Origin of the sequence: Comamonas sp. UBA7528, from assembly GCF_002479375.1 — a bacterium.
In the GTDB taxonomy this organism is placed as follows: domain Bacteria; phylum Pseudomonadota; class Gammaproteobacteria; order Burkholderiales; family Burkholderiaceae_C; genus Comamonas.
The window spans coordinates 82046-99625 of record NZ_DLMU01000014.1; the positions used below are offsets into that span (position 1 = coordinate 82046).

At 64.4% G+C, this 17580-nt stretch carries 17 protein-coding genes; 11 read left to right on the forward strand and 6 right to left on the reverse strand.

Annotated elements, in window-relative coordinates:
• The first annotated feature begins 197 nt into the window (after nucleotides 1-197).
• Both msrP and msrQ read left to right on the forward strand, forming a co-directional pair.
• Complete coding sequence (msrP, locus tag B3349_RS16100) at nucleotides 198-1214, forward strand: protein-methionine-sulfoxide reductase catalytic subunit MsrP (protein ID WP_291590257.1); 1017 nt, start codon at nucleotides 198-200, stop codon at nucleotides 1212-1214.
• The gene (gene msrQ, locus B3349_RS16105) at nucleotides 1214-1867 is read left to right on the forward strand and encodes a protein-methionine-sulfoxide reductase heme-binding subunit MsrQ (protein WP_291590259.1); all 654 of its coding nucleotides are present in this window, start codon (nucleotides 1214-1216) and stop codon (nucleotides 1865-1867) included. Before msrP ends, msrQ begins: the two co-directional genes overlap by 1 nt.
• An 11-nt stretch (nucleotides 1868-1878) precedes the next feature.
• Here the strand turns inward: msrQ and B3349_RS16110 are convergent, their stop codons facing one another.
• Together B3349_RS16110 and lptM are read right to left on the reverse strand one after the other, a co-directional pair.
• The gene (locus B3349_RS16110; protein WP_291590260.1) at nucleotides 1879-2736 is read right to left on the reverse strand and encodes an oxygen-binding di-iron domain-containing protein; all 858 of its coding nucleotides are present in this window, start codon (nucleotides 2734-2736) and stop codon (nucleotides 1879-1881) included.
• 183 nt (nucleotides 2737-2919) lie between these two features.
• The gene (gene lptM / locus B3349_RS16115; protein ID WP_291590261.1) at nucleotides 2920-3105 is read right to left on the reverse strand and encodes an LPS translocon maturation chaperone LptM; all 186 of its coding nucleotides are present in this window, start codon (nucleotides 3103-3105) and stop codon (nucleotides 2920-2922) included.
• A gap of 12 nt (nucleotides 3106-3117) precedes the next feature.
• On the opposite strand from lptM, the gene cyaY reads away from it, so the two are divergent.
• Nucleotides 3118-3453 carry an iron donor protein CyaY gene (gene cyaY, locus B3349_RS16120; protein WP_291590262.1) on the forward strand — a complete coding sequence of 112 codons (336 nt, stop codon included), beginning with the start codon at nucleotides 3118-3120 and terminating at the stop codon, nucleotides 3451-3453.
• A gap of 108 nt (nucleotides 3454-3561) precedes the next feature.
• Here the strand turns inward: cyaY and B3349_RS16125 are convergent, their stop codons facing one another.
• Entirely contained in the window at nucleotides 3562-5877 is a 2316-nt protein-coding gene (locus tag B3349_RS16125; RefSeq protein WP_291590879.1) for a penicillin-binding protein 1A, read from the reverse strand.
• A 256-nt stretch (nucleotides 5878-6133) separates the two neighbouring features.
• Here B3349_RS16125 and B3349_RS16130 point away from each other — a divergent pair, with 256 nt between their 5' ends.
• Nucleotides 6134-6688, forward strand: coding sequence for a shikimate kinase (locus B3349_RS16130; protein ID WP_291590264.1), 555 nt, complete (start codon nucleotides 6134-6136; stop codon nucleotides 6686-6688).
• 88 nt (nucleotides 6689-6776) lie between these two features.
• On the opposite strand, the gene mpl is transcribed toward B3349_RS16130, so the two are convergent.
• Nucleotides 6777-8171, reverse strand: a complete 1395-nt coding sequence (mpl, locus tag B3349_RS16135; RefSeq protein ID WP_291590265.1) for a UDP-N-acetylmuramate:L-alanyl-gamma-D-glutamyl-meso-diaminopimelate ligase — start codon at nucleotides 8169-8171, stop codon at nucleotides 6777-6779.
• A 248-nt stretch (nucleotides 8172-8419) separates the two neighbouring features.
• Here mpl and B3349_RS16140 point away from each other — a divergent pair, with 248 nt between their 5' ends.
• The 7 genes from B3349_RS16140 (at nucleotide 8420) to B3349_RS16170 (ending at nucleotide 15158) form a co-directional block, all read left to right on the forward strand.
• A complete protein-coding gene (locus tag B3349_RS16140) occupies nucleotides 8420-9022 on the forward strand; it encodes a hypothetical protein (protein ID WP_291590266.1) in 603 nt (200 codons plus the stop codon).
• Entirely contained in the window at nucleotides 9019-9576 is a 558-nt protein-coding gene (locus B3349_RS16145) for a TlpA family protein disulfide reductase (protein ID WP_291590268.1), read from the forward strand. The genes B3349_RS16140 and B3349_RS16145 overlap by 4 nt, the downstream gene beginning before the upstream one ends.
• A 136-nt stretch (nucleotides 9577-9712) precedes the next feature.
• Nucleotides 9713-10171 (forward strand): acetyl-CoA carboxylase biotin carboxyl carrier protein, encoded by a 459-nt coding sequence (accB, locus tag B3349_RS16150; RefSeq protein ID WP_291590271.1) that lies wholly within the window; start codon nucleotides 9713-9715, stop codon nucleotides 10169-10171.
• A 91-nt stretch (nucleotides 10172-10262) separates the two neighbouring features.
• Nucleotides 10263-11621: an acetyl-CoA carboxylase biotin carboxylase subunit gene (gene accC / locus B3349_RS16155; protein WP_291590273.1), complete on the forward strand. Its 1359-nt coding sequence runs from the start codon at nucleotides 10263-10265 to the stop codon at nucleotides 11619-11621.
• An 80-nt stretch (nucleotides 11622-11701) separates the two neighbouring features.
• A complete protein-coding gene (gene prmA / locus B3349_RS16160) occupies nucleotides 11702-12589 on the forward strand; it encodes a 50S ribosomal protein L11 methyltransferase (RefSeq protein ID WP_291590278.1) in 888 nt (295 codons plus the stop codon).
• 94 nt (nucleotides 12590-12683) lie between these two features.
• Nucleotides 12684-14219, forward strand: a complete 1536-nt coding sequence (locus B3349_RS16165) for a zinc-ribbon and DUF3426 domain-containing protein (RefSeq protein ID WP_291590281.1) — start codon at nucleotides 12684-12686, stop codon at nucleotides 14217-14219.
• A gap of 27 nt (nucleotides 14220-14246) precedes the next feature.
• A complete protein-coding gene (locus B3349_RS16170; RefSeq protein WP_291590283.1) occupies nucleotides 14247-15158 on the forward strand; it encodes a carbohydrate kinase family protein in 912 nt (303 codons plus the stop codon).
• Between the two features lie 78 nt (nucleotides 15159-15236).
• Here the strand turns inward: B3349_RS16170 and B3349_RS16175 are convergent, their stop codons facing one another.
• A complete protein-coding gene (locus B3349_RS16175) occupies nucleotides 15237-16229 on the reverse strand; it encodes a hypothetical protein (RefSeq protein ID WP_291590285.1) in 993 nt (330 codons plus the stop codon).
• A gap of 181 nt (nucleotides 16230-16410) precedes the next feature.
• On the reverse strand, nucleotides 16411-17502 hold the full coding sequence (locus tag B3349_RS16180) for a ribonucleotide-diphosphate reductase subunit beta (RefSeq protein ID WP_291590287.1): 1092 nt from the start codon (nucleotides 17500-17502) through the stop codon (nucleotides 16411-16413).
• Nucleotides 17503-17580: the final 78 nt, after the last annotated feature.

Sequence of the window (17580 nt, forward strand, 5' to 3'; positions counted from 1 at the left end):
TGCGCGGACGCGGTGGATTTCAGACTGGAGACAGTCTGAAATCCCCACGGTCAGCAAACCAGGCGCTCCGTTTTTCATGGGGCGCACGGCAGTGCGTTGCCGCTGCCGGTGGGCTGCAAGGGGCTTCAGGGAACTGGCGTGCGGGTGCATGATCTCACCCTGACGCTGCACCTCTGCGCAGTTTCCGGAGCGCGACCATGAAGATTTCCCGCACACGCACGGCTTTCCCTGTGTCTCCCACTTTCCCTGTGCCTGCGGCCAGCGAGATCACGCCTGTGGCCGTCTATGCCCAGCGCCGTGCCTGGCTGCAGTGGGCCGCCAGTGGCGCGGCCGGCGCCGCCCTGGCCGGCTGGGCCGGGTGCGATGCACTGGCGGCAGCCAGCCCGGGCGGTGGCAAGCTGGCCGCCTTGCCGGGTGCCACCTCGTCGGTGGCAGGCGCGGCGACCATGGAGAAGATCACGTCCTACCAGGACGCCAGCAGCTACAACAACTTCTATGAATTCGGGACCGGCAAGGACGACCCGGCCCGCTATGCCGATGCGCTGCCCATCCGCCCGTGGAGCGTGCAGGTGGAAGGGCTGGTGCACAAGCCGGGCACCTGGGCGCTGGAGGACCTGCTCAAGCTCAGCCCCATGGAAGAGCGCATTTACCGCCTGCGCTGCGTGGAAGGCTGGAGCATGGTCATCCCCTGGGTGGGCTACTCGCTGGCGGCGCTGATCCGCAAGGTGGAGCCGCTGGGCAGTGCCAAGTATGTGCAGTTCGTCACGCTGGCCGATGCCGAGCACATGCGCGGCCTGCGCTCGCGCGTGCTGGACTGGCCCTATACCGAAGGCCTGCGCCTGGACGAGGCGCTGCACCCGCTGACGCTGCTGGCCTTTGGCATGTATGGCGAAGTGCTGCCCAAGCAGAACGGCGCGCCGGTGCGGCTGGTGGTGCCGTGGAAGTACGGCTTCAAAAGCGCCAAGAGCATCGTCAAGATCCGCTTCGTGGAGGCCATGCCTGCCACGGCCTGGAACAAGGCCGCGCGCAACGAATACGGGTTCTATTCCAATGTGAACCCCGATGTGCCGCATCCGCGCTGGAGCCAGGCCACCGAACGGCGCATTGGGGACGGCGGCTTGCTGGCGCCCAAGCGCAAGACCCTGCTGTTCAACGGCTATGGCGACCAGGTGGCCGGCCTGTACGCCGGCATGGACCTGAAAAGCAATTTCTGATGGCACGCACCGCAGTGTCCGGGGGCGAGGCTGGCTGGCATGCGGCGCTGCAGCGGGCGCTGCTGTCGCGCGCGGCCAAGCCGGTGGTGTGGGTGTTGTGGCTGCTGCCGCTGGCCTGGCTGGTGTGGGGCCTGCTGGCCGACCGGCTGGGCGCCAATCCGGCGGAGGCGCTGATCCGCGGCACCGGCGATTGGGCCTTGCGCGCACTGTGGCTGGCCCTGGCGGTGACGCCGCTGCGGCAGTGGCTGTATCTGAACGCCTTGGCGCGGCTGCGCCGCCTGCTGGGGCTGTTCGCCTTTTTCTACGCAGTGCTGCACCTGGCCTGCTACGCCTGGCTGGACCAGGACTGGATGTGGCGCGATATCGTGGCGGATGTGCTGGAGCGCCCCTTCATTCTGGTGGGCATGCTCACCTTCGCGCTGTTGCTGGTGCTGGCGCTGACATCGCCGCGTGCGGTGCTGCGCTGGCTGGGGGGGGCGCGCTGGCAGCGTGTGCACCGCATCGTGTATGGCGCGGGACTGCTGGCCTTGCTGCATTTCTACTGGATGCGGACCGGCAAGAACGACACGGCGGAAGTGGCGGTGTATGGCGGCTTGCTGGTGGTGCTGCTGGGCTGGCGGGTGTGGGCGCGGCGCAAGCCGGCAGCCCGATAGCCGAACGCAGCTCAGGGCGTGGTCTGGTCGCCGCGGGCCAGCGAAGGGGCTGGTGCAGGTGTCGGGGGCATGGTGCGGCGGGTCGTCAGATCGATGCGGTCGCGCGGCAGCTGGTAGGCACTGGCATCCATCAGGTCAATGCCGCAGGCCAAGCTGTCCAGCCATGCATAAAAGTCCGCAATGGCCTGGGCCCCTTGGATGGGCGCGCCATGCTGCGGCACCAGCATCTCCACGTCGAGCTGGCGGGCCATGGCGGTCCACAGGCGCAGGATCTTGTTGGACACCATGTAGCGGCGGTGAAAGGCTTCCATGTGGGGCAGATGCGCGGCCAGTTCGCGCACGGGCTGGCTGGCCTGTGCGCCCGAGACCATGGAGGCACCCAGGTCGCCGGTGAACAGGATGCGGCTGACCGGGTCGTAGAAGTGGAAATTGCCCTCTGCATGCAGAAAATGCGCAGGCACCAGCCACAGCGTGCTGCGGCCCAGCGGCAGGCGGGCGCCTTCGTCCGGCACGGCAATGATGCGATCCTGGGTCTGTCCCACCTTGGTGAAATGCGGGGCAAAGCGCTCCCAGATGCGCGAGATGACCAGCATGGCACGGGTGCTGGTCAGCCACTGGTCCAGCGAGGCGATGATGTCCGGGTCGGCATGCGATGCCAGCAGATACGACAGCCGCGGTGGCGCGAAGTGGGGCGCCATGCTGGCAAACAGCCCGTGAAACGCCAGGTTGCCACCCGGGTCGATGAGGGCGCCCACACCATGGTCGATCACCAGAAACTGGTTGGACTGCACGGCCTGGCCGTCTTCTTCCACCAGGTCGGTGAACATCAGGCAGACATGCTGGGGATCGCGGTAAAGCTCGACAGCCATGGAGGCAACTCCGGTCGGGAACAGGGGAGGGCAATGTATGCCGCACCCCTGGCGTGCCGGTTGATGTGCCTCAAAAGCGAACCCGTACCACCAATTCTGGGGATGCCAGGGTGTTGGTATCTCCCCGCATTAGGGGTGTCGCCAAAAATGGTTCAAGGCGACATTGCTGCCAGGCCACAGCCCTTACTTGGCGGCGGGCTGGCCGGGCGTGTCTGCCATCGGATTCAGGGTTTCGGGCAGGGTCGCACGCTGTGCGGCGGCCGGATCGGTCGGCAGGTACAAGGGGCCGCGCTGGCCGCAGCCCCACAGGGCTGCCGTACTGGTGGCAAGGACAAAAGTCCTGATTAGAATTTGGGAAGCTCTCAACATGTGCGAATTGTAATGACCGACCTTGAATTCTTGGACCGTGCGGAACAGCTGTTGCTGGCGGTGGAGCAATCTGCCGACCGCATCAACGACACCTCCGACGCCGATGTCGACGCCCAGCGCGTGGGCGGCATGGTGACACTGGTGTTCCCCAACCGCAGCCAGATCATCATCAATCTGCAAAAACCACTGCACGAAGTGTGGTTGGCGGCTAAGGCCGGCGGCTTCCATTTTCGCCTGGATGGTGTGCAGTGGCAGGACACCAAGGGGGCGGGTGAGTTCTTTGAACGTTTGAGCACCTATGCCTCCGAGCAGTCGGGGCTGGCGCTGGCATTCACCGCCCAAGGCTGACTGCGGCTCCGGGACCCCGGTGCAAGGCCTGGGTCAGGTGCCCAGAGTCCGTGGGACATAAAAAAACCGCATGCGTGGTGCATGCGGTTTTTTTGTGCCTGGGTTCTATCAGTTGCGGAACAGGTCCAGGATGCGGCTGCGTTCCTCGGGCGGCGGCGCTGCGGTGGCGCCTTCCGCGGCAGCATCGTCCATGCCGAGGCTGCTGACGCCGGCGTTGCGCGCGTATTCCTCGTAGAACCATTCACCGCCGACATTGACCACGCCAGGCGGCACGGGCATTTCGGCCACGGGAACGCCCTTGAGCGCGTGCTGCATGAAGTTGATCCACACCGGCAGGCTCAGGCCGCCACCGGTTTCGCGGGAACCCAGGTTGCGCGGGGTGTCGTAGCCGATCCAGGTGGCGGCTGCCAATGTGGGCTGGTAGCCGGCGAACCAGGCATCCATGGCATCGTTGGTGGTGCCGGTCTTGCCATACAGGTCCGGGCGCTTGAGGGTCGCCTGGGCCTTGGCCGCCGTGCCCACGCGGGCCACATCCTGCAGCAGGCTGCTCATGATGAAGGCGTTGCGCGGCTCGATGGCCTGGGGCAGTTGTTCCAGCGGAGGCGGTGTGTATTCCGACAGCACGCGGCCCTTGTAATCCGTGATCTTGGCGATCAGCCAGGGATTGACGCGGTGTCCGCCATTGGCAAACACGGCGTAGGCGGCAGCCACCTGCATCGGGGTTACCGAGCCGGCGCCCAGGGCCATGGTCAGGTAGGCCGGATGCTTGGCGGCGTCAAACCCGAAGCGGGTGATCCACTCCTGGCCTTGCTTGGGGCCGACGGCCTGCAGCAGACGGATGGAGATCATGTTCTTGGACTTGTTCAAGCCCGTGCGCATGGTCATGGGCCCGTCGTAGCGGCCGTCGTAGTTCTTGGGCTCCCAGGGCTGGCCACCGGTGACGCCGGCGCTGAAGAACAGCGGGGCATCGTTGATCATGGTGGCGGGCGTGAAGCCTTTTTCCAGCGCGGCCGAATAGATGAATGGCTTGAAGCTGGAGCCCGGCTGGCGCCAGGCCTGGGTGACGTGGTTGAACTTGTTCTTGTCAAAGTCAAAACCACCCACCAGGGCGCGGATGGCACCGGTCTGCGGGGTCAGCGCCACAAACGCGCCTTCCACCTCAGGCAGTTGCGTGGCTTCCCAGCCGCCCTTGGTCTTGGCCACGCGGATCACGGCGCCGGGGCGCAGCTTGATGTTGGGCGGAGCCTTGTCGCTCAGGCCGGACTGCACCGGCTTGAGGCCATCGCCGGTGATCTGGAGCTTCTCGCCATCCGGGCGCTGGGCCACGATCTTGCGGGCAGAGGCTTCTAGCACCACGGCGGCCAACAGGTCGCCGTTGTCCGGGTGCGATGCCAGGGCGTCGTCGATCACATCTTCCTGGGCCTGTGCATCGGCCGGCAGGGCGACGAACTTCTCCGGACCTCGGTAACGCTGGCGGCGCTCATAGTCCATCAGGCCCTGGCGCAGCGCGTTGTACGCGGCTTCCTGTTCACCGGCATTCAGCGTGGTGTAGACGTTCAGGCCGCGCGTGTAGGCGTCATTGCCATACTGGGCAAATACCAGCTGGCGCACCATTTCGGCCACATATTCGGCGTGCACGCGGGTGTTGGCGGCACTTGAATTCTTCAGCTGCAGCGGCTCGGCGCGGGCCTGTTCGGCCTGCTGTGCCGTGATGAAGCCGTTGTCCTGCATGCGGTCGATGATGTACTGCTGGCGGATATGGGCGCGCTTGGGATTGCTGATCGGATTGTATGCCGATGGAGCCTTGGGTAGCCCTGCCAGCATGGCCGCTTCGGCCACGGTGATGTCCTTCAGCGGCTTGCCGAAATAGGCTTCGCTGGCGGCGGCAAAACCGTAGGCGCGGTTGCCCAGGTAGATCTGGTTCATGTAGATCTCCAGGATCTGTTCCTTGGAGAGCAGGTGTTCCAGCTTGAAGGTCAGCAGGATTTCGTAGATCTTGCGGGTGTAGGTCTTCTCTGAAGAGAGGTACACATTGCGCGCCACCTGCATGGTGATGGTGGACGCACCCTGGCTCTTGACCCGGCCAAGGTTGGCCAGGGCCGCACGCAGCATGCCCTTGTAGTCGACACCACCGTGCTCGAAGAAGCGGGTGTCTTCAATGGCCAGAACGGCGTCGACCATCACCTTGGGGATGTCGGCGATGGGCGTGAGTGTGCGCCGCTCTTCGCCAAATTCACCCAGCAAGGCACCTTCGGTCGAGTAGACGCGCAGAGGCAGCTTGGGCCGGTAGTCGGCCAGTTCGGAAACGTCTGGCAGGTTGGGGTAGGCCATGGCCAAAGCCACGGCAACAGTCAGCAGAATGGCCACGAAGCCCGCTGCCATCACGCCCAAGAGCCACAGCAGCGACTTGGGAAGCCAGTGCATTTTTCGTGGGGACTTGGGGGAGGCGTTGGAGGTGGTCTTCTCGTTGTTCGGAGAGGAAGTAGGCATGTCGCTCCACGCAGAAGTGGGTAGGCATTATAGGAAGCGCGCTTTAAGCCAGGCTGAAACAGGTTGTGGCAGTTGCGCGATCGGGGAAACGGCAGCGCGTCAGGCAATGGTGTGCATGGCGCCGCGCAGCTTGGCGGAAAATGGCGTCTGGCGCTGAGGTGGTGCTTGAACGCTAGGAAGCTAGGAAGAGATGGAATCCAACAGCAAGATCGTGGCATTGGTCGGCCTGCCCGGCTCGGGAAAATCAACCGTGGGACGACATCTGTCCAAGCGCTGGGGGATTCCCTTCATCGACTCCGACCATGAAATTGAAGCGCGCACGGGAGGCCCGGTGCGTGACTTCTTTGCGGCCCACGGCGAAGCGGCGTTCCGTGATCTGGAGCAAACGGTGATTGCACAGCTGTGTGCCGACACCGGGCACGCCCGGATTCTGGCCACAGGCGGTGGCGCAGTGCTGCGCGAGGCCAACCGCCAGATGCTGCACCAGCACTGCCATGTGTTCTATCTGAAGGCCTCGCCCGAAGAGCTGTACCAGCGCCTGCGCAACGACAAGACCCGGCCTCTGCTGCAGGTGGACGATCCGGCCCAGCGGCTGCGCGACCTGTTCGAGGCGCGGGATGCCCTGTATGCCGAGACCGCGCACTATGTGATCGATTCGGCCCGCTTGTCTTCCCACCAGCTGCTGCACCGCGTGGCCATGCAGGCCGAGATGGCGGGCATTGTCCCGGCCCGCGCGCAGCCCTGAATGGGCGCCAACGGGCGCCACACGTAAAAAAGCGCTGCGGCCAGTGGACGCAGCGCCGGGTGGAAGAATGTGCCCGTCCGGTGGTGGTTCAGGCCGCCGTGCCCAGGGCTTGCAGCAGCTTGGCGTGGATGCCGCCAAAGCCGCCATTGCTCATGCAGACGATGTGGTCGCCAGGCTGCGCGGCTTCCACGATCATGTTCACCAGGGTGGGCAGGTCGTTGCTGCTGCGGGCCGCTTCACCCAGGGGGGCCAGGGCGCCGGAGACATCCCAGTCCAGTCCGGCGGTATGGCAGAACACCAGATCGGCCTCTTTCAGCGCCCAGGGCAGCTGGGATTTCATGGTGCCCAGCTTCATGGTGTTGCTGCGCGGCTCGAACACGGCCAGGATGCGCGGGCTCTGGCCCAGGCGTTTGCGCAGGCCTTCCAGCGTGGTGCGGATGGCCGTGGGGTGGTGGGCAAAGTCGTCGTAGACGGCAATGTCTTGCACCGTGCCGCGCAGTTCCATGCGGCGCTTGACGTTGTGAAAGCGCCCCAGGGCTTCGGCCGCCACCTGGGGCGACACGCCCACATGTTCGGCGGCGGCAATGGCCGCCAGCGCATTGAGCTGGTTGTGCACGCCGGTCAGCTGCCATTCCACACGGGCCACCGGGCGGCCGCGCTGCAGTACGTCAAAAGCGTGGGCCGGGCCTTCGGCGCTGAATTCCGATACGGCGCTGCCGAAATGCGTCACCTCGCTCCAGCAGCCCTGGTTCAGCACCCGTGTCAGCGATTCTTCCAGGCCGTTGCTCACAATCCGTCCCGTGGCCGGAACGGTGCGCACCAGGTGGTGGAACTGGCGCTCGATGGCGCCCAGATCGTCAAAGATGTCGGCGTGGTCGAATTCCAGGTTGTTCAGCACGGCCGTGCGCGGACGGTAGTGCACAAACTTGCTGCGCTTGTCGAAGAAGGCGGTGTCGTATTCATCCGCCTCGATCACGAACAGCGGGCGCTCCTGGCCGGCGGCCAACTGGCCCAGGCGGGCGCTGACGCCAAAGTCCAGCGGCACGCCGCCGACCAGAAAGCCGGGCGTCAGGCCCGCGCATTCCAGAATCCAGGCCAGCATCGATGTGGTGGTGGTCTTGCCGTGCGTGCCGGCCACGGCCAGCACATGGCGGCCTTGCAGCACATGCTCGGACAGCCATTGCGGGCCGCTGGTATAGGGCAGGCCGGCATCCAGAATGGCTTCCATCAGCGGGAATTTGGGCGAACCGTCGGCCAGGCGTGCGCGGCTGACGACGTTGCCCACGACGAACACATCGGGTTTCAGCGCCAGTTGCTCCACGCCGTAGCCTTCAATCAGCTCGATGCCCAGGGCACGCAACTGGTCGCTCATCGGCGGGTACACGCCCGCGTCGCAACCGGTCACTTTATGGCCCGCCTCGCGTGCCAACGCAGCCACCCCGCCCATGAAGGTGCCGCAAATCCCCAGGATGTGAATATGCATGCGCTCAATTCTACGGGGCCGGCCATGCCGCAGCGGCGGTCGCCCCGCATGGAATGCAAGCGGTTGCTACTAATTTTGCAGCGGATGGCGTTTTTGGCAGGCTACCCCATGCGGGCATGCCTGGGAGCGCAGCGGAGTGCACTGAAAGAGAGTCGGGAGCGGCGGGTGCCGGCAAGGACGCTGCGGCACATGCGACATGCTCCTGGCCGTTGGCGCAGGGGTATCCCGGACTGGGCCACAATGGGCTCATGTCTGTACCGTCCATTGCCGATGAAATCGCCCAGACCGCTGCCCGCCTGGTGGTGGAAGAGGGGCTGGAGTGGGGCCCCGCCAAGCGCCGTGCCGTGCGCCAGCTGGGCTTGCCGCAGCGCACCCCCTTGCCGGACAACGACCGGGTCGAAGCCGCGGTGCGGGAATATATCGAGCTGTTCTGCGCCGATACCCAGCCCCAAGAGCTGCGCGCGCTGCGCGAGCTGGCCGTGGTGTGGATGGAGCGGATGGCGCCGTTTCGTCCCTACCTGGCCGGAGCGGTATGGCGCGGCACGGCCACGCGGCTTTCGGACATCTATATCCAGATGTTCTGCGATGACCCCAAGTCGGCCGAAATCGCGCTCATCGACCACAACGTGCAGTACGACGTGACCCAGGTCACGGGCTTCCATGGCGAGACGGTGGATGCCCTGAGCATCAGCAGCTTCTGCCAACCCCTGAATGAAGCCGTCGGGGTGCACCTGATGGTCTACGACTTCGACGATCTGCGCGGCGCGCTCAAGCCCGATGGGCAAGGCCGTACCGCGCGGGGCGAGGTGACCGCGCTGCGTGCACTGCTGGATGCGGAGGCCGCCGCATGAGCCCAGCACCCCATACCCCGCAAGAGACCGTGCAGGCTGGGCGCCGCCGCTGGCTGGTGGCCGGCGTGGCGGGCAGCGCTGCTGTGGCCGGCGCTGGCTGGGCCTGGTGGCGCAGCAGTGCAGCGCCTTCGCCCAATGCCGTGGCGGAGCAGGCGTTCTGGGCCTTGCAGCTGCAGACGCCGGAGGGCGTACCGCTGGCGCTGCAGCAGTTTGCCGGCAAGCCTTTGCTGGTGAATTTCTGGGCCACCTGGTGTCCGCCCTGTGTGCGGGAGCTGCCGTTGCTGTCCCGTTTCGCGCAGGAGCAGCCGCAGGTGCAGCTGCTGGGCCTGGCCGTCGACCAGGCTGCGCCGGTACAGAAATTCCTGGCGCGCCAGCCGTTGGCATTTCCGGTGGCCATGGCCGGGGCTGGCGGCAGCACGCTGACCCGTACCCTGGGCAATGTCACAGGGGGGCTACCTTTCTCTATCTTGTTCGATACAAGAGGAAATGTGAAGCAACGTAAAATAGGGGAGTTGAGCAGCGCCGATCTGCAGCAGTGGGCCCAGTCCCCATAGCTGATTTGGCGCAAGTGAGTGCAGAAATGCGAAGCTTTACCATGTTGGCGTTCGCTAAAAATGCAGCCCAATGTGCGGAGAAGGGCGAAATTAGGGTAAATTCGCGCCCTACTTAGTTTTAGCCGTTGGAGCTTCCATGGATCTGCGAAAACTCAAAACCCTGATTGATCTGGTGTCCGAATCGAATGTGTCGGAGCTGGAAATCACCGAAGCCGAAGGCAAAGTCCGTATCGTCAAGGGCGGTGGCGCCGTGGTGCAGCAGTTTGTGGCTGCACCGGTGCAAGCCGCTCCCGTCGCTGCCGCACCTGCTGCAGCACCCGCTGCCGCCGCTGCTGTTGCTGAATTGCCCGCACCCGTGGTGGGCCATCAAGTGAAGTCCCCCATGGTGGGCACGTTCTACCGTTCTGCCAGCCCTGGCGCCAAGGCCTTTGTCGAGGTCGGTGCCCAGGTCAAGGAAGGCGACACGCTGTGCATCATTGAGGCCATGAAGATCCTCAACGAGATCGAAGCCGATAAGTCCGGCACCGTGACCCGCATCCTGGCCGACAACGGCCAAGCCGTGGAATACGGACAACCGCTGTTCGTGATCGAGTGATCTGCCAGGGCCCACAGGGTCAGCGGACTGTGCCGCTGCCCTGCGGATTCCACGGTTCGCCCTGACAGGGCGAGGAACAACGAGGACCTCCATGTTTAAGAAAATTTTGGTTGCCAACCGGGGTGAAATTGCCCTGCGCATCCAGCGTGCTTGCCGCGAAATGGGCATCAAGGCCGTGATGGTCTACTCGGAAGCCGACCGCGAAGCCAAGTACGTCAAGCTGGCCGACGAAGCCGTGTGCATTGGCCCGGGCCCGTCGCCTCTGAGCTACCTCAATATGCCGGCCATCATCTCGGCTGCCGAGGTGACCGACGCCGAAGCCATCCACCCCGGTTATGGCTTCCTGAGCGAGAACGCCGACTTTGCCGAACGTGTCGAGCAAAGCGGTTTTGCCTTCATTGGCCCCACGGCCGATTCCATCCGCATCATGGGTGACAAGGTTTCGGCCAAGCAAGCCATGATCAAGGCGGGCGTGCCCTGCGTGCCCGGTTCGGACGGCGAACTGCCCGAAGATCCGGCCCAGATCCGCCGCATCGCCAAGGCCATCGGCTACCCGGTGATCATCAAGGCCGCTGGCGGCGGCGGTGGCCGCGGCATGCGTGTGGTCCACACCGAAGCCGCCCTGGTCAATGCCGTGCAGATGACCAAGGCAGAAGCCGGTGCCGCCTTTGGCAATCCTGCGGTGTACATGGAGAAGTACCTCCAGAATCCACGCCACATCGAAATCCAGGTGCTGTGCGACCAGCACAAGAATGCGGTGTACCTGGGCGAGCGCGACTGCTCCATGCAGCGCCGCCACCAGAAGGTGATCGAGGAGGCTCCGGCCCCCGGTATCGCCCGCCGCCTGATCGAGAAGATCGGCGAGCGCTGCGTGGCTGCCTGCAAGAAGATCGGTTACCGCGGTGCGGGTACGTTCGAGTTCCTGTACGAGAACGGCGAGTTCTACTTCATTGAAATGAACACCCGCGTCCAGGTGGAGCACCCGGTGACCGAATCGATCACGGGTGTGGACATCGTGCGCACCCAGATCATGGTGGCGGCCGGCGACAAGCTGCCCTTCACCCAGCGCCAGATCAACACGCAGATGCGCGGTCACGCCATCGAGTGCCGCATCAACGCCGAAGATCCGTACAACTTCATGCCTTCGCCCGGCCGCGTCACCATGTGGCACATGCCTGGCGGTCCCGGCGTGCGTGTGGACTCGCACGTGTACAACAACTACTTCGTGCCGCCCAACTACGACTCCATGATCGGCAAGCTGATCGTGTACGGTGACACCCGCGAGCAGGCCCTGGCCCGCATGCGCACGGCGCTGTCGGAAGTGGTGGTCGAAGGCATCAAGACCAATGTGCCCCTGCACCAGGACCTGATGGTGGACGCCAAATTCATGGAAGGCGGCACCAACATCCATTACCTGGAGCAATGGCTGGAACACCGTAAAAAGCGCTGATCCACCACGGTAGATGACCAGCATGCTGGCCCTTGGCAACGGGGGCCAGCATTTCGTTTTTCAGCCCAAGGAGTTGCCTTATGCATGAGCTGAGCCTGATGTGCCCGGAAGACCGGGTGGAAGATGTGAGCGATGCGCTCGATGCGCTGGATGCCCTGAGCGTGTCCGTGGAGGACATGGACGCCCAGACCGAAGCGGAACAGGCGCTGTTCGGCGAACCTGGCATGCCGCCTCCCAAGGATGGCTGGAACCGCAGCCGCATCGTGGCCTTGTTCCCCGATGAAGACGCCGCACGGCAGGCGCAGGACCTGCTGGTGCTGCAGGATTTCTTTGGCGGCTGCCAGGTCCTGGGCATCCAGGAAGTGGAAGCCCAGGACTGGGTGCGGTTGACGCAGTCCCAGTTCCAGCCGGTCGACATCACCCCTGAGTTCTGGATTGTGCCCACCTGGCACGACATGCCCGAAGCCGCCAAGGTCAGCATCCGCCTGGATCCGGGCCTGGCCTTCGGTACCGGCACCCACCCCACCACCCGCATGTGCCTGCGCTGGATTGCCACGCAGCCGGCAGGCAGTCTGGGCCGTACGCTGGACTATGGCTGCGGCTCCGGCATTCTGGCCATCGGTGCGGCCAAGTTCGGTGCGCAAGCGATTGATGCGGTGGACATCGACCCCGATGCCGTTGTCTCCTGCGAGCTCAATGCCCAGGCCAATGGGGTGCAGCTGAACGCCGGTCTGCCCGACAAGGCCCAGGGCCAGTACCAGACGGTGTTGGCCAATATCCTGGCGACGCCGCTGCGGATGCTGGCGCCGCTGCTGTGCAACCATGTGCAGGCCGGTGGCCATCTGGTGCTGGCCGGCATTCTGGAGCGCCAGGCTGACGAGCTGAAGCAGGCCTATGCACCGTATGTGCAGCTGGATGTGACCGACAGCGAAGACGGCTGGATTTTGATGACGGCCCGCAAGGCCTGAGCCGCACGCACAGCTTCTTTTGGACTGTGACTGTCCGCCTCCCGCTGGTTGTGGGTGTGGCGGGCGGGCGGCCTGCTTCTACAATCGGTGCGCCATGAGCCAGATCACCACCTGTCCTTCCTGCAGCACGCGTTTTCGCGTGGTGGCAGACCAGTTGCGCATTTCCGATGGCTGGGTGCGCTGCGGTCAGTGCCAGGAGGTGTTCGACGCGCGCGACCACCTGGATGCGGCGGTGGCCGTGGAGCCTGTGGTGGCGCCGGAGCCCGTGGCAGCAGCATCTGCTGTGGCGCACACTGGCATGGCCGGTGCGCCTGCCGAGCCTGTGGCACCCGTTGCCGAAGAGGTGGTGACCGAGCCTGAGGGCAAGGAGCCATCGCAGCCCGTGCCCGACATGCCGGTGCCGGCATCCGAACCGGTGCCTGCGCCGGTCATACCACCCGCTCCGGGTTATGAGCTGCCGGCGCCGCAATGGTCGGACGATCCCGACCTGCTGGAATATCCGGCAGAGCAGGGAGAGTCTGTGCCTGAGGCGGCGCAGCCGCTGCGTCCATCACATGCACCGGAGGAGCCGGACCCTTTTCCAAACCCCGATCCAGCGCCGCAGCTGCCATTGGTCGCGCCTGCAGCGTCGGTGCCGGGGCGCACAGAACCGGTGTGGAATGCCAGCGCGGCAGCCCCGGCTGAGGTGACAAGGCAGGAGCCCTCGGCCGCCGCCGATGCCCTGGCGGCCACATGGGCCACTGCCGAGCGCCATGGCCTGCAAGGCGCCGCACCCGCACAGGACGGGCGATCGGACGCCGCGCGAGTTGGGTTGCCAGAGGGTGGCGATGATGCCGAGCCCGTGGCTCCGGTCCCTCCGCCAGCGGCGGCGGACGTGGTGGCCGCATCCACCACACCGGCGCTGCCGCTAGCGGCTGCAGAGGCGGCTGAGGCGGTGGTCTATGCTGCGGAGCCCGTGGATGCCGGAGCTGCCATGCCGCCGGTGGATGCCATTGAATCTGCGGCACAGAAGCTGGCGCAGTCCGAGGCTGGAATCTCCTCCGCTGCAGCGCCGGCATTTCCGTTTACCGAACCGGTGGACGATGACGATCCGCTGGTGCTGGACTCTTCGCTGGAACCGGGTTTCGTGCGCGATGCACGGCGCAAGGCCTGGTGGCAAAAGCCGGCGGTGCGGGTCGCCATGGGCGCGAGTGTGGTGGTGCTGCCGGTGGCGCTGGTCTTGCAGGTGGCCTTGCATGAGCGCAATGCACTGGCGGCCTGGCAACCCAGCCTGCGGCCGGCGCTGGAGTTCATGTGCACGGCCCTGCAGTGCAAGCTGGGGCCGCGCCAGCAGATTGCCGCCATGGTGGTGTCGGGCTCCACGTTTGCCAAGGGCGAGCGCGAGCGTGCCTACCAGCTGAGTCTGAGCATACAGAACCGTGCCGGCACGCCCGTGGGCATGCCGGCCGTGGAGTTGACGCTGACCGATGCCCAGGACCAGGCCATTGCCCGCAAGGTGATCCAGGCCAAGGAGCTGGGCGCACCGCCGGAGCTCAAGGCTGGTGCCGAATGGAGCGGCACGGTGCCGGTGACCACCGAAGGCCTGAACCTGCAGGTGTCCGGCTACCGCGTGCTGCTGTTCTACCCCTGATTTTTTCTTTCTTTCAAGGATTTCCCTATGCCTGCATTGATTTGCGGATCCCTGGCCTTTGACAACATCATGACCTTCGAAGGTCGCTTTGCAGACCAGATCATGCCTGAGCAGCTGCACATTCTGAATGTGTCCTTCCTGGTGCCTTCGCTGCGCCGTGACTTTGGCGGTTGCGCCGGCAATATCGCCTATGCGCTGCAGCAGCTGGGCGGTCAGCCCCTGCCCATGGCCATGGTGGGCAGCGATGGTGGCGACTATCTGGCACGCATGCTGGCACAGGGCATCGACACCCGCCATGTGGGCCAGGTGCAGGATACGCACACGGCCCAGTGCATGATCATGACGGACCGGGACAACAACCAGATTGCGGCCTTTCACCCCGGCGCCATGTCGCTGGCGCACCAGAACGTGATCACGGCGGACTGTGGTGCCCAGATCGCCATCATCTCACCCGACGGCCGTGATGCCATGCTGCAGCATGCGGCCCAGCTGGCCCAGGCCGGCATTCCTTTTGTGTTCGATCCCGGCCAGGGTCTGCCCATGTTCAACGGGCAAGAGTTGCTGCAATTCATCGACCAGGCGTCCTGGGTCACCGTCAACGACTACGAAGGCAAGATGCTGTGCGACCGCACCGGGCTGTCGCTGGAGATCCTGTCGCACAAGGTGCGCGGCCTGGTGGTGACCTTGGGGGCGGAAGGCTGTGAAGTGTGGGAACAGGGCGTGCGCACCCTGGTGCCTGCTGTCACACCCGCAGCCGTGGTGGACCCCACAGGATGTGGTGATGCCTGGCGCGCTGCCTTGCTGTACGGCCTGGAGCAAGGCTGGTCGCTGGCGCAATGTGCCGAGCTGGGCAACCAGGTGGGCGCGGTCAAGGTGGCACACCGTGGCCCGCAGAACTACACCCTGGAGCAGGTGCGTGACAGTCTGCTGGCGGCCTGATGCCTCAGCGCTGACCCCATGAAAAAAGCCCGCAGATGCGGGCTTTTTTCATGGGCGATGGCCGCAATGGCCAATGCTTCAGGGCTTGCCGCCGGTAGGGAAGGGCCAGGCAGCCTGGGGCGCCAACGCTGTCTGTGCCACAGGCGCAGCAGCCACGGCAGGCGCAGCAGCCTTCTTGGCGGGAGCGGCCTTCTTGGCAGCAGGTGCAGCGGCCTTCTTGGCAGCAGCAGGTGCAGCAGCCTTCTTGGCAGCAGCAGGTGCAGCGGCCTTCTTGGCAGCAGCAGGTGCAGCAGCCTTCTTGGCAGCAGCAGGTGCAGCGGCTTTCTTGGCAGCAGCAGGTGCAGCAGCCTTCTTGGCAGGTGCAGCCTTCTTGGCGGCAGCAGGTGCAGCAGCCTTCTTGGCCGGAGCAGCCTTCTTGGCGGCAGCAGGTGCAGCAGCCTTCTTGGCAGGGGCGGCCTTCTTGGCAGCAGCAGGCGCAGCAGCCTTCTTGGGTGCTGCAGCCTTGGCGGTGGAGGCCTTCTTGGCGGCGGCCTTGGGAGCAGCAGCCTTGGGAGCGGCGGCCTTCTTGGCAGCAGCAGGTGCTGCAGCCTTCTTGGGTGCTGCAGCCTTGGCGGTGGTGGCCTTCTTGGCGGCGGCCTTGGGAGCAGCAGCCTTGGGAGCGGCGGTCTTCTTGGCCGCAGCAGGAGCCGCAGCCTTCTTGGGCGCAGCGGCCTTGGCGGTGGTGGCCTTCTTGGCGGCGGCCTTGGGAGCAGCAGCCTTAGGTGCGGTAGCCTTCTTGGCAGCAGCAGGAGCCGCAGCCTTCTTGGGCGCAGCGGCCTTGGCGGTGGTGGCCTTCTTGGCGGCGGCCTTGGGAGCAGCAGCCTTGGGAGCGGCAGCCTTCTTGGCAGCAGCAGGAGCCGCCGCCTTCTTGGGAGCAGCAGCCTTGGCGGTGGTGGCCTTCTTGGCAGCGGCCTTGGGGGCTGCAGCCTTGGCAGCGGTCTTCTTCACTTCTGCCTTGACGGCAGTTTTCTTGGTGCTTTCGGTGCCGGTGGTGGCAGCCTTTTTCGCTGCGGTCTTCTTTGCAGTTGCCATCATCTTCTCCTTCGTTGGTTTATACAAAGCGCTGTTTGCGATTGGAACGCAGGGCGTGATCCTGTGCGCCGTGGAGGGATTCAACGCAACACGCATAAAAGCGCCCCATGCCACCAAATTCGCAAAAGCAGTTGATGGCATGGGGCGCATTATGAATTTTCTTGTAGCACTTGAGGAGGTATTAATCCCAAGAAAGTGCACCTCCGGACTGATATTCGATGACGCGTGTCTCAAAGAAGTTACGTTCCTTCTTCAAATCGATCATTTCACTCATCCAGGGGAACGGATTTTCTTCACCCGGGAACAGCTCTTCCAAACCGATTTGCGTGGCGCGGCGATTGGCGATGTAGCGCAGGTAGCCCTTGAACATCGATGCATTCATGCCCAGCACACCGCGTGGCATGGTGTCTTCGGCATATTGGTATTCGAGCTCGACGGCCTTGCGGAACAGGTCGTTGATCTCTTCCTTGAATGTCGGCGTCCACAGGTGCGGGTTCTCCAGCTTCAACTGGTTGATCAGGTCGATGCCGAAATTGCAGTGCATGGATTCGTCGCGCAGGATGTACTGGTACTGCTCGGCGGCGCCCACCATCTTGTTCTGACGGCCCAGCGCCAGGATTTGTGTGAAGCCCACGTAGAAGAACAAACCCTCCATCAGGCAGGCAAACACGATCAGGCTCTTGAGCAGGGTCTGGTCGGTTTCCGGTGTGCCGGTGTGGAAGTTCGGGTCCATGATCGCTTCGATGAAGGGGATCAGGAACTCGTCCTTGTTGCGGATGGACTCCACCTCGTTGTAGGCATTGAAGATCTCGCCTTCGTCCAGGCCCAGTGACTCCACGATGTACTGGTAGGCATGGGTGTGGATGGCTTCCTCGAAGGCCTGGCGCAGCAGGAACTGGCGGCATTCCGGTGCGGTGATGTGGCGGTAGGTGCCCAGCACGATGTTGTTGGCAGCCAACGAATCGGCGGTCACAAAGAAGCCCAGATTGCGTTTGACGATGCGGCGCTCGTCTTCGGTCAGGCCGTTGGGGCTCTTCCACAGCGCAATGTCGCGCGTCATGTTCACTTCCTGCGGCATCCAGTGGTTGGCGCAGGTGGCCAGGTACTTTTCCCAGGCCCACTTGTACTTGAAGGGCACCAACTGGTTGACGTCGGTCTTGGCGTTGATGATGCGCTTGTCGGCCGCGTTCACACGCTTGTGGGTGTTGGTGGATGCGCCGCTTTGCGCGCTGCTGGCGGAAGGGGCAAGGGTGTCGTCGTCAAAACTCAGCATGGTGGATTCCTTGGAGGGAGCAGCTGGGTGCGTTCATTGCCATCCAGCTTTTTCGATTCATCGATGTCGCGAGTGCGG

What these genes read in the sequence shown, in the direction of transcription:
- msrP (WP_291590257.1), top strand. Translation starts at nt 198, where the DNA reads ATGAAGATTTCCCGCACACGCACGGCTTTCCCTGTGTCTCCCACTTTC.
- msrQ (WP_291590259.1), top strand. Translation starts at nt 1,214, where the DNA reads ATGGCACGCACCGCAGTGTCCGGGGGCGAGGCTGGCTGGCATGCGGCG.
- B3349_RS16110 (WP_291590260.1), bottom strand. Translation starts at nt 2,736, where the DNA reads ATGGCTGTCGAGCTTTACCGCGATCCCCAGCATGTCTGCCTGATGTTC.
- lptM (WP_291590261.1), bottom strand. Translation starts at nt 3,105, where the DNA reads ATGTTGAGAGCTTCCCAAATTCTAATCAGGACTTTTGTCCTTGCCACC.
- cyaY (WP_291590262.1), top strand. Translation starts at nt 3,118, where the DNA reads ATGACCGACCTTGAATTCTTGGACCGTGCGGAACAGCTGTTGCTGGCG.
- B3349_RS16125 (WP_291590879.1), bottom strand. Translation starts at nt 5,877, where the DNA reads ATGCACTGGCTTCCCAAGTCGCTGCTGTGGCTCTTGGGCGTGATGGCA.
- B3349_RS16130 (WP_291590264.1), top strand. Translation starts at nt 6,134, where the DNA reads ATGGAATCCAACAGCAAGATCGTGGCATTGGTCGGCCTGCCCGGCTCG.
- mpl (WP_291590265.1), bottom strand. Translation starts at nt 8,171, where the DNA reads ATGCATATTCACATCCTGGGGATTTGCGGCACCTTCATGGGCGGGGTG.
- B3349_RS16140 (WP_291590266.1), top strand. Translation starts at nt 8,420, where the DNA reads ATGTCTGTACCGTCCATTGCCGATGAAATCGCCCAGACCGCTGCCCGC.
- B3349_RS16145 (WP_291590268.1), top strand. Translation starts at nt 9,019, where the DNA reads ATGAGCCCAGCACCCCATACCCCGCAAGAGACCGTGCAGGCTGGGCGC.
- accB (WP_291590271.1), top strand. Translation starts at nt 9,713, where the DNA reads ATGGATCTGCGAAAACTCAAAACCCTGATTGATCTGGTGTCCGAATCG.
- accC (WP_291590273.1), top strand. Translation starts at nt 10,263, where the DNA reads ATGTTTAAGAAAATTTTGGTTGCCAACCGGGGTGAAATTGCCCTGCGC.
- prmA (WP_291590278.1), top strand. Translation starts at nt 11,702, where the DNA reads ATGCATGAGCTGAGCCTGATGTGCCCGGAAGACCGGGTGGAAGATGTG.
- B3349_RS16165 (WP_291590281.1), top strand. Translation starts at nt 12,684, where the DNA reads ATGAGCCAGATCACCACCTGTCCTTCCTGCAGCACGCGTTTTCGCGTG.
- B3349_RS16170 (WP_291590283.1), top strand. Translation starts at nt 14,247, where the DNA reads ATGCCTGCATTGATTTGCGGATCCCTGGCCTTTGACAACATCATGACC.
- B3349_RS16175 (WP_291590285.1), bottom strand. Translation starts at nt 16,229, where the DNA reads ATGGCAACTGCAAAGAAGACCGCAGCGAAAAAGGCTGCCACCACCGGC.
- B3349_RS16180 (WP_291590287.1), bottom strand. Translation starts at nt 17,502, where the DNA reads ATGCTGAGTTTTGACGACGACACCCTTGCCCCTTCCGCCAGCAGCGCG.